Below are 11,283 nucleotides of genomic sequence, written 5' to 3'. Positions count from 1 at the left end.
CCATGGACCCGATTATCGATTTGGTGAGCAGGTGACATTTCTTGATGTTAAACAAACCTTTGGTTTTAGTCATGTGCGCGTTGGCCGCTGGGTTACGCGGGATGAATCGCGCATCGCTGCGGATCTGGTGTTTGATTCGCTCGCCGATCTGGCCTTTATCTTAAAGCTGCCACCTTTGACGTTAGGGCTGCGGGAAACCGTGAGTTTAGCCTTTGGCCATGGCGGTCAAAAGGGCGTGCAGGCCCATTATGCGCCCGCGACTCGGGAATTGGCCTTGGCAAAAAATGCTGGCGCTGGCGCTTTAGCCCACGAATTTTGGCACGCGTTTGACCACTATATTGCCGCTAAGTCCTTCAAATCTTCGTCTAAGCGGTTTCAATGCGCGAGCGATCTTTGGTTATCGGATCTGCCCATTATAGAACATCCACTGAATGCACGGTTATCGGAGATCTTCAAGGTGACGTTTTTGAGTGATAATGGCGATGAGCCCCATGATGATGTGCGCCGAGCGATTGCCTTAGATAAAAAACATGGCATGCAGTACTTCGCACGGCCAACTGAAATGATGGCGCGGGCATTTGAAGCCTGTATTGAATCCTATGATGATATTTCGAATCCGTATTTAGTGTCAGGGACACGCTTTTCAGCAATGGCGAAGGAGGGGGCTTATCCCGATGAAGCCCACAGAAAAGTGATTTTTAAAGCTTTGATCAATTACTTCGAGCCGTTAGGAATGGCATTGAGTAAACATCCGCTCGGCTGATTTAAGCTTTTGAAAGTACGTCAAAAACACGGCAAATGGCAGTGTGATGCTAGTACGAGCTTAGTTGGCGAGTCGACAAATTCAAACCTGAATTAACGAATTAACGATAAGTGATGGCGTGAGTCGTGCCGTTTTGCTTAGTCGAAAGTGTTTGCCAGCAATAGGCCAAACTGTGGCGGATGGCATCCAGATATTGGGACGCCTGAGTATCCATTAAATACCAATAGCTGGGTTTTGATTCTGGCATGTGATTAAAAAATAATGCTTCGGCATTGATGACTTGTATCGAATCCGCAAACTGCAGCCAAACGTCGATAGGCGTATGAGCCAGTGCAATCAGCCAATCAAGTTGCATGTGTTTTGCGGAATGTGGAATATCTGCCGATGGGCTTGATTCTTGTAAACGCGCAAGTAAATCAAAGGGATTGCCCGTGTTCATCATAAGCGAAGCTTGGGATGAACTCTCTTTGTCTGTTGCAGGAAAATTTGCTAGATAAACCGGTGGCAGAGTGAACTCCCGCCAGTCGAGTGCGGGCGCGAACGTCTGCGCAATCCGCCGCTCGCCTAGCCAGTTATGCACCATACAAGGTAAGTGGTCTTCAAGTGGTAAATCATTAGGCCTTGCTAAACTCGGAAACAGCGACATACGCTGCACTTGCACATGCTGAGACAACTGCTGCATCAACACGATTGTGGTTAAGCCAGATGAAGGCCAGCAGCCAAGCTGAGGCGTTAATTCAATCGCAACTTGTGTCAAAGCTTGGGTAAGCAAATCACTTTGCGGGTCACCTTGTACCACAAAAGCATATTTTGATTCGGCAAAACCGCCATTAGCGATATTCACTATCTGATTATTTGGGTTACTTTTCTCATTCCATTGAGTGCCGTTGAAGATAAATGTCGTGCCAGTAGAAGCTGGCTGCCAATTGCCAGAAGCATTCCCAATAATGGTCACTTGCTCGAAGGCAAGTTCGCGCGCCAAAGTGTGCAATTCGATTCGCGAATGCGGCATCTGCAAATGTTGGTGCATGTGGGTATGAGACTTAGGCATAGGCTGAATATCTGTTTCACGGACTCAAAATGAACTTCATTGTAATGGATATCTCCCTGAGCCCAAAGGCTTAATCCTCTGTCGTTTACCGGATGATGTTTTAACACATGATAGTGCTGACTTAGGGATGCCGCGCATAAAAGCGATGCGCGGTATCCCTGATGAGTAAGATGATCAGAAATTGTAGCTCAGACTAAGTTCGACATTTCTCGGCTCGCCGAAGAACCCTTGATCGTAGAAATCGATACTGGAGTAGTACTTTTCATCAAACACGTTTCTAATATTCAAGCGGACAATTGCATCGTCAGTAATTTGATAACTCGCCATCAGGTTGGCAATGAAGTAACTGTCTTGTTCAGAGCTTGCGCCGTTAGGACCTGCATTTTCTACATAAATCTTGCTCTGCCAGCTTAAGTTACCACCCAATGTGAGATCTTCGAGAGCACCATTGAAATGATAAAGCGTGGATAATCGTACTAAGTTTTTAGGTAAATGCGTACCAAAGGCTTCACCATTGGCTTTTTCAGACTCACTGTAGGTGTAACTGAAGTACAGATCCCAATCTTCTGTGGGTCTCCCCGTTAGCTCCATTTCGAAACCTCGGTTACTAGTGCCATCCACTGTGCGCATTGGAAAGCTGCCATCTGGAAGTGGGTCTTTAATGTTAGGATCTCTTTCCGCCACATTTTCCTTTTGAACTTTAAATACTGCCACACTGGCGGTGAGTCTTTCGTCGAAGAAATCAGCTTTACTACCAAGTTCAATATTATTGCCGGTTGTCGGATCTAGGCGTTTATTATTGGCATCTTTTGCGTCTTGGGGCTGAAAGATCTCGGTGTAACTGGTATAGATTGAGACGCTGTCAGTGATGTCATACACGAGTCCCGCATAAGGAGTGATGACATCATTGTGCTCATACCCTGGGTCGATTCTGTATTGGCTAATACGACTCCCCAGTAACAGAGTCAGCTGATCATGCAGACTGAGTTGAGTGGCGATATAGGCGCCTTTCTGGATCTCTTCAGTCTCTTGAGTGGTGGGGGTTGATGGGTAGTTTGGTTCTGCAATCGAGCCATCCCACTCGAAGAAGTTACCAACGCTCAAGGTATCTGTGGTGTAATAAGAGTCAGCGCTAATATCTTGTTTTGAATAGAGTAGGCCGGTTGTCAGTTTATGTTCTCGACCAAATAATTCGAATGGACCTGAAGCAAATAATCGCGCTGCATCCTGCTTACGGCTTGACTGGTAGATCATGGGTGATGCACTCATACCTAAACCTGTGGTTTTATCTGGGGCGCCATACAAAAATAACAAGTGGCCATCCATTTTGTCTTCGCGATGTTCAATGTCGAGTTTGAGCTCCCAATTATTATCGAAGCTGTGTTCTAAAGTAGAGAAAACGTTCGTGCCATGACGCTTCCAACTGGACCAAGATGCCGCAGTGGTCGTTGAACGGGGGAGGTCATTGGCTAGACTGCCATCGGCATAAAAGAGTGGCAGCGCACCCCAAGTGGAGCCTTTAGGATCGCGGTCACTATAATCCGCTCCTAAAGTGAATAAAGTACTGTCACTTAATCGTGCAGTAACAACGCCATATATTTGCAGGTTTTCATCCTCAGCAAGATCGGTAAAACTGTCAGATTTCTCATAGGCAGCTGCAAATCTCGCTTGAATCGAACCACCGACCCCTACCATGTCAAGACGTTAGTATTCATTAATTAGATAAAAGCCAATTTAGCATTATTAACATAACTATATGTTTTATAAAGATCAATATAAATTCAAACTCACTTCGCTAGGTGTTTTGGCGTATTTTCAAGCATTTATTTACTTGATTTTGGCACACTTTAGGCACAACCTGTAAATGTCATTTTTGACCACTATTCCATCGCAGGGTAGGTTTGCAGATGAATCATCAAGTTGAAATCATACGACGTGAATTGGAAAAGCTTCTTGAAGGTGTTCAACTAGAGAGGGTCGATTTGAAGTTCATCAGTCTTGATAAAGATGTGGAGGAATTTGCTAAGAGCTTTAATTTAATCAGCGCATTGAAGCCAAGTTCAGATGATTCATTCGAATCACCAGTTACCATTTTACTTGATGCCTATCAGTCCCCATTTTTGGTTTGTAAAACCGAAGCAGGACATTATCGGGTGTTATCAGGTTTATTAACTTTTCAGAAGTTATGCAAGGCCAAATATGCCAAAAATGGGGATTCAACCGTCCCTTGTTTAGTTCTGTCTCGAAGACCCAAGGCGCAACTGAGACGATTAATTTTAATGAACGATGTAGTGAGGCCGCTGTTAAAAGAATTTGTGGATATTAGCGCCGATACCATTAACTATACATTGTCCCATTTGTTTACTAGTGTAGATCAGCCATCAGTATTTCACTCCCCCGAATGGCAGTCGTTATTCCCGTCGATTAAAACAAAGACTGAACTATGTCGATGGCTACATATCAGTACTAAATCGGTGAAGTTAAAATGACAACACTTGAACAAAAAGTCCTAAAACACATAGAAGGCTATTGTAAGATAAACGCTATAGAGATCGATGCCGAGACCATTTTAGCTGATCTCCATGAGTTTTTAGAACGGGTCAATGCGCCTGATGATCTGAGCGCTTTTTTCCAATTAATCGTGTTAATTACTCGTGTGAATAATGTTTCTACTGAAGTAGCGAATTTTATTCAAAAAATGCTGTGTCTTGCGCCTTACATTTATAATGCCTTCCATGCACACCAAATGGTAGTGAACGATTTATCAATAAACAAAGAGTTTTATCGAAACACGTATCGTAAGGGATGGTGTCATGAACGCCCATTTTATGTGCTTTTGATCTGTTCTTGGAAATATAAGGTTGATTACCATTCCTGTGCGTTACTTGCCGCCTTCATCAAGCAGTATTTTGATACCCTTGACTCGCTGACTGATCCTGAATTTGCCACTAAAACGACATCAAGAGAAGAGGAAGCATGCAGTAATTTTCGATTAATGATGGAATTAGGAGATAAGAGTTTCGACGCTAGTCGAGTACACATATTGAATTCTCATCTTGATAGCCCAGAATCAATAGCAGCTAATCTCGATAGCATTTTTGCTGGAAAATATAGCAAACTTAATATTTATCCGACGTCGCATGTTAGAGTTCTGCGCCATTTTTTTCGCAATAGTTGGTGTCCCGCCATTAGCCGTACTCGTGGACATGGCGATAAAGATAGAGGACCCAAGAGATATGGAGATCCGGTTACCGACCCCATAGTGGGGACTGATGATGGTTTATCTGCGATATTGCCACAAGATAATATGATTCCAGATAGCGAAGGTCTGGACGAAGATGATTTCTACCCGTCGCAATCATTTGTGATGGCTAATGCTGATATGTCGGAAAAGCGAGACAGAACGGCGTTGCTTGACGTTGCAATTAATTTTAATCCAATGGTTAAGCACCGGACTGAAATTGATGTTACTAGCCGAGTAAGACGATCTCATAACATCGGCATGCAAAATACTCAGTTATTGATGCCTGCCGAACTCTACCTGCTCGCTAAAAAATTATTGGTTTATGGCCGTCGCGGATCAACTCGAGAAACCGCAATAATTCTATGGACTATGCTGATTCTCAGTAAATCGGTTTCAGAGGTCAAAAATCTGTGTGTGTTTCGTGATTTGTCATCTAAAAAACAAGGTCTTTATATCGATCCTAGCGGAAATGGATGGTGGTGTTTTCCTCTATCGCACTCAACAGGACCTCGTCTGAACCAAATAGGGCTAAGAAAAACGGTTGAAGATGTCTTTACTGCGTGTCCAAACTTTTTGGTTAAATTAATCACCATTCACATGGGAGCACGTTTAGTCGGCAATCTTATTGAGGACGTTGACGTTGAAAAAATTGAGTCTAAATTGGCCCAAAAGCTGGCGAAAATTTCTGACAACTCCGGTGGTGGGCGTTTAAGTCTTAAAAGATTAACCAACTTTGTATGCAATTACATCAACTCTACAAATGTGATAGATCCCATTTATATCGATTTTAGTTATGCAGTTAATATGTATACAACTCGAGTCGCCCGCAGTTATTCAAGTGTTCGAGATCAAAAACGCTGTGAGCAGTTATTGCATTTTTGGAACGATGTTGAAAAGGGGATCTCCGTTTACAGTGGTAACCCACTTACAGTCAGCTTATTTGAGTTGAGATACTGGCAGCAAGACGAGCAATATTTGGGCTCGACATTTACTCCTACACAAGCCACTATTCAGCAATTGATAATCCATTTGTCTTTGCAAACAAAGGCGTTATTCCCAACACCTCAACACAGGTTAGAGGATATTTTAGCCTATCATAATGCATTTGTAGCTTACACTGCATGGATGTTGCTGTATGGTACCGGCTATCGTGCGGCTTGGAATCCATTACCTACCTTGGCTTTGTTTCTACCTTCTTTTAATTTGATGGGAATAAGCGACAAAGACGATAGCGACTTTACTCATTCACGTATTGTCGCAATCCCATCAGTGTTAACGGCTCAATTAGTCGAATATCGAAGGCACCTTGGCTGTTTGCGCGGATTGTTGCGGCTATTAATGCCACAATTATGCAGCGAACTAGACAATATAATCGATGTTGATCGGCAAGTATTAAGCTATGACAATTTACAAGCCTCAGCTTGGTATACAAAGATAAGAAACTCCCGAAGTCAACATGGTCCATTTTTTTTCTTTCAAAAGCAAAAGTCAGGAATTGTTACCCGCAGCTTGTCTCCTTCACAATTAATTAGCGTACTAAAGGAAAAAAACTCTATACCAGCCAATGCAGGTCGTCACTGGTTAAAAAGTAGTTTATTAGATCAAGGAGTCGATCCTGAGTTAATCAACTTTCAAATGGGTCATTGGCAAGCTGGTGAAGTACCAATAGGAAATTACTCAGCGTTAAGCCATATCGAAGCCATTAATGAATTAGTGCCTATCTTAGATAAGTTATTCAGGGAGGTAGGATGGCAACCACTAAAGTCAGTGCTTTCATAATCCAGCTATCAAAAGAGGGGAAGCTACATCCATTATACATAGAATGCCGCACCGCATTTTTAAACAGCATATCGCCATCTATTGCTGTAAAAAATAAAAAGTCAGAAAAAATTGAAAACGAATTTTTTGCATCCTATCACAATCTGCTCGGGCATCTAAAAAAGGAGATTAAACTTTCTGATAACGCTTTTTTACCAGAAGAATTAGAAAACGTGCTTGCCGCATTGAAGCCTGAAGTGCTAAGCAAACAAGCACAACTTCTCATACTGCAATCTATACTCAACTATGCCAAAAAGTTCTTAGACATAGACTCGCCAAACATTCCTTCAATCATCACGTTAAAACGTGATAAACCGATGTTGACCCCGGTAGATTTGACAAAATTACCCATAGTCGAGCTCATTAACACTCAATTAAGCAGGGAGTTGATAGCGCCTCATAGAGATTTAGATGACAAGGCTAAGTTGGGGAGACTATTACTCGTCTTATATTACACAGTGAACATAGAGAAAACTGAACATTTACAGCTTATGGTTGAATACCCACAGGACATATTCTACGTGGGAGGAATTTGTTATTGGCAATGCCAAAATATCAAAATAAATTCGCCACGGTATGTGCTAAGTGATATGGCTGTCATGGCTTTACAGCAATGGCATAATGTGCACCATAGCGCGTCTTTCGCAATAAAGCCCAGTCAGTTCAAAGCTGCTTTAGTGCATTATCTTAATTACGGATCGTATTTCGATTGGTCAGATATATCAGTATTGAAGCTAAGGGTGCTGCGACGAATTGATAACGTCCTCCGTTATGGCCCGGTTCAATATCGTATGTACATGTTACCTGGCGTTTGCCAGCCATTGCCCACACATGCGTTTGTACGTATCCTGACAGGAAAAGTTTATGCAAACGCCGAACCGTACCTTTCAGAAGCCATTTCTGATAAAACCAAGGCTTTTCGTGATTGGTCCGTTGTCACGAACGAGAAAACTTCTTTTGTGTCGATGGAAAAGACCCTCGAACAATTAGATAAGGTATATACCGAGCTCTGTAAACTTGTAGATAGCAACAAACCTCGAGCCGATTGTCTTGGGGCTATAGCAATCATTCTGGATCAACAATCATCTAAGAGTAATCCATACTTTTGGATTTTATGTGCATGGCTGTATTCGTTACTAAAGACAGGTGGTACGCACAAGCGGCGGCTAAAAGTCTCGACAACTATTGATTATGTCAAAAGTTTAAGCCGGCCATTTCTAATCATTTTTTGCACAAGCGATATTTACTTATTGTCTGGTGAGGATTGGGCTGAGAAATTAAATGATGCTGCTGACCATTTTTCTTCGGCACAGCGAAAAAAATATATCTACTATTTTGCGCAGTTTCTGAGTGATTCAGGCTTTGTTCGAGATTTATGTTTATCTGATATTGAGGTGTTTGGGAGCTCCAGTGAGGTAGATAGCAACCTGATTTCCCATGAGCATGTGCAAGTCATGTTGTCCTATTTAGATCATCAATCGGCACATTGTCCGGCGCACCACGATGCCTATTTTCTTTTGTGTTTCTGTTTTTACAGTGGATTACGTCGAAATGAAGCCGCCAAGTTAACCTGGGGGGATTTTACATTCTCTCTGACTGAACCAACCCATAACGACTTTGATTATGTTCAGCTTTCAGTGAGACCTAATAAACATAGGACATTAAAAACGACCTCCGCCAGAAGAGAGTTACCTTTAGACGCTTTGTGGCCGAAAACGGCATTGAGTAAGTTGCGATACACTTATCGAATCGTCAATGGAGCAGGGGCTAAGAATAGCACTTTACTATTTGATAATCAGAGAAGAGTGAATCAGGCTTATGACTTAATAACAGACTTAATGCGTCATTACACCCAAGATCAAAGTTTACGTGTACATCATTTACGACACAGTTTTGCTAATTGGACCTGGTGTCGTTTGAATGCCAGCATCATAGAGACGGGCAGGCGACATTTGACCTTGTTCAATGATGAGTTTTTTGATGAAAAGTATCTAAAAAGGTTGCAAACTCGTCTTTGCTATAGTGATAACACCCGCAAGAAAATGTTTATCCTGTCTCATATGATGGGCCATAAAGACGTGCAATCGACGCTAAATAGTTATCTTCATTTAAAAGACCTACTGTATTACCTGCAGCACAATTCGCGCTTTGAACTGACAAAATACTTTACATCAGAGTGCGTGGGTCGTGTGACACTGCAACCCCTTGAACCAGGATTGAGTCTAGCTGAACGCATAACGTACTACACTCAGGACGTAATGCACAAACTTGCCATTAAACCAGCTCAACAAACAGTCAGCCTAGTGATGCCAAGTTTAGCGAACTTCTCTGTCAATATAAAAACAGACTTAACTATCAGTAGTTTAACTTGGGCCAAAGCATTAAATGCGTTACATACATCATCCACCATCGAAGTTGCCGCGCACTATGTGGTTCCATTAGAGCAATTACAAAAGTTACTCAGTAATGCCGAGACTATTCATAAGAATTATCCTCGCAGAGGTAGGCACTTTCCCTTAATCCCTAAGTTTCCGCGTATAGACGTTTCAGTTGTTAACATCCAACAAAATAAACATTTAGCTAATTCAACACGTGTGTTTATCTTTTTATGTAATAAATTGGATAACAACATTAGTGAAGGTTCATTGACCTTAGAAAATATTCGCCTAGGGATAGAAATTTTGCGGTATGCGGTTCCCGGTAAAAATTACGCCTTACGCTGTCCAGACGCAAATATTTCAAGAATGTTTATACGCCTATGTCAATTGTTGGATTTAAAAGCCAGGCATTTAAATTTTCGCTATCATAATGCAAACCTAACCCCTGAAAAGTCTAATATTATCCAGGCTAGATGGAAGAAGACGCTTATCGAACATGGTTTCAGTGACACTAAATTTGTCGTTGCTAGTGAGACTGAAGGGCTTTATTTAGGCAAGCATGATGGTAATGGGTTTCTAGAGATAGCCGTAGTTAACAATTCATATAAGCGAATACAAAGACATCAAAGCATATTCAGTTTTTTACATTTGCTGCTTATTTTGAGCTATTGATGTAGATCTTTTTTGAGGTTTATGCCAACGAAACTCTGATGGAACAGTTGTCACATTAGCATTTTTTATCGTCATTTATCATTAAGATTGCTCAACTTAATTTAATCTTCGGATGACAGAATCACCGACTTTTCTAAAATCATAGTGGGCGGGTAATGACTTAAACTGATCACGTACATACCCCGATTGTGCAGAGCTGCGGTCTGCTTGCTGAAGTACGTATTCCATTGCATAGCGGACTTTATGGCCATAGGGTTTTGCAGCAAGTAAGTCGCTCAGTAGAGCAAATACCTTACTGTTGATGGTGCCCAGTTCACCCAGAGGCTTAGCTAGAATCGCGAAGTTGTAGCTCTCATGTGGGCCAGGCACATAATGTTCAATGTGCTGGTTTAACATGGCATAAATTTTACCAATATCATGAAATAACCCCGCTACCAGTCCTGTCTGACACTCGATTTCTGAATGCTGTAGATGTTTGGCATTGTGATAGGTCATCTCAGCGACCTCTATGCTATGTTCAAATAGTCCATTGGCATAGGAATGGTGATGCTGATAACTGGCTTGGGCCTTGATAAATATCTTAAGAATGTCTGTTCTCTCAAAGATAAAATTGACGAAGGGCTGTAGTTCAGGACAAGTCACTAGGCTTAATAACTTCAAAAAACGACCCAGCAACTTCTCTTTTGTCGAACCCAGTAGCTGAGTTAACTGAATATATTCATTTTCACTGTAACGAGTGAGTATGGGTTTCATCGCACAGATAACGACATTACCTCGGCTATCATGAGTAATGTTCATTTGAGCTAGCCCATAGTTGAATTGACATGTCCTGGCAATATCTGCAGATGTGATGGCATGTATTGTCTTTTGGTTTGAAATAAATTCACAGTTAGCAGTAGGTAGATGACCACTGATTTTAATGTCTTTAACCCATGCAAATATAACGTTATTCATAATGGGGATCTCCTGATGTAGCTAGCTGAATTTGTTTTACTAAGCGGTCGAAAGCACTGCCGTCCTGTCTTGTTATATTGGGTACATAACGGCTATACACCTCGAACAACATTTTGGTCGTGCTATGCCCCATTTGTTTGGCAATCCATTCTGGGCTCTCGCCAGCGGCTAACCATAAGGTTGCGCAGGTATGTCTCGTCTGATAAGGGCGACGACGTTTGAGGTTCAAAGCGGTTAACGCCGGATACCAGATCCGCTTGGTGACATTTCGATGATCGAGTGGCTTACCTTTAGAGTTACAAAAAGCGTACGTCAATCTCCCTGTCAGGCTGAATTGACGCTTAAGCGCCTCAGTTACAGGTTGAGACAATTGAATACTGCGATAAGATGCCGATGTCTTGGG

The 11,283-nt window shown here is 42.1% G+C and carries 8 protein-coding genes; 4 read left to right on the top strand and 4 right to left on the bottom strand.

Translation table 11 applies throughout. The features are described 5' to 3' along the window. Positions 1 to 763 (top strand): CLCA_X family protein (locus tag FW758_RS23445; RefSeq protein ID WP_446446696.1); only part of this gene is annotated, 763 nt, incomplete at its 5' end. A 100-nt stretch (positions 764 to 863) separates the two neighbouring features. Here the strand turns inward: FW758_RS23445 and FW758_RS23440 are convergent. Together FW758_RS23440 and FW758_RS23435 are read right to left on the bottom strand one after the other, a co-directional pair. Beyond that, the gene (locus FW758_RS23440; protein WP_446446695.1) at positions 864 to 1,814 is read right to left on the bottom strand and encodes a hypothetical protein; all 951 of its coding nucleotides are present in this window, start codon (positions 1,812 to 1,814) and stop codon (positions 864 to 866) included. Positions 1,815 to 1,988: 174 nt separating this feature from the next. Further along, entirely contained in the window at positions 1,989 to 3,509 is a 1,521-nt protein-coding gene (locus tag FW758_RS23435) for a TonB-dependent siderophore receptor (RefSeq protein WP_446446694.1), read from the bottom strand. A gap of 212 nt (positions 3,510 to 3,721) precedes the next feature. Here FW758_RS23435 and FW758_RS23430 point away from each other — a divergent pair, with 212 nt between their 5' ends. The 3 genes from FW758_RS23430 to FW758_RS23420 are packed head-to-tail and all read left to right on the top strand — an operon-like array spanning position 3,722 to position 9,926. Further along, the gene (locus FW758_RS23430) at positions 3,722 to 4,303 is read left to right on the top strand and encodes a hypothetical protein (protein WP_446446693.1); all 582 of its coding nucleotides are present in this window, start codon (positions 3,722 to 3,724) and stop codon (positions 4,301 to 4,303) included. Further along, positions 4,300 to 6,837, top strand: a complete 2,538-nt coding sequence (locus tag FW758_RS23425) for a hypothetical protein (RefSeq protein WP_446446692.1) — start codon at positions 4,300 to 4,302, stop codon at positions 6,835 to 6,837. Before FW758_RS23430 ends, FW758_RS23425 begins: the two co-directional genes overlap by 4 nt. Next, entirely contained in the window at positions 6,807 to 9,926 is a 3,120-nt protein-coding gene (locus FW758_RS23420; protein ID WP_446446691.1) for a tyrosine-type recombinase/integrase, read from the top strand. The genes FW758_RS23425 and FW758_RS23420 overlap by 31 nt, the downstream gene beginning before the upstream one ends. A gap of 96 nt (positions 9,927 to 10,022) precedes the next feature. Here FW758_RS23420 and FW758_RS23415 read toward each other — a convergent pair whose 3' ends face one another. Both FW758_RS23415 and FW758_RS23410 read right to left on the bottom strand, forming a co-directional pair. Then, a complete protein-coding gene (locus tag FW758_RS23415; RefSeq protein ID WP_159436990.1) occupies positions 10,023 to 10,724 on the bottom strand; it encodes an HDIG domain-containing metalloprotein in 702 nt (233 codons plus the stop codon). Positions 10,725 to 10,872: 148 nt separating this feature from the next. After that, positions 10,873 to 11,283: tyrosine-type recombinase/integrase (locus FW758_RS23410; protein WP_446446690.1), on the bottom strand; the 411-nt coding region annotated here is incomplete at its 5' end.

It is taken from the genome of Shewanella sp. 1180_01, from assembly GCF_052850535.1.
Note: the sequence above shows the minus strand (reverse complement) of the source record. Positions and strands in the feature narration are given on the sequence as shown.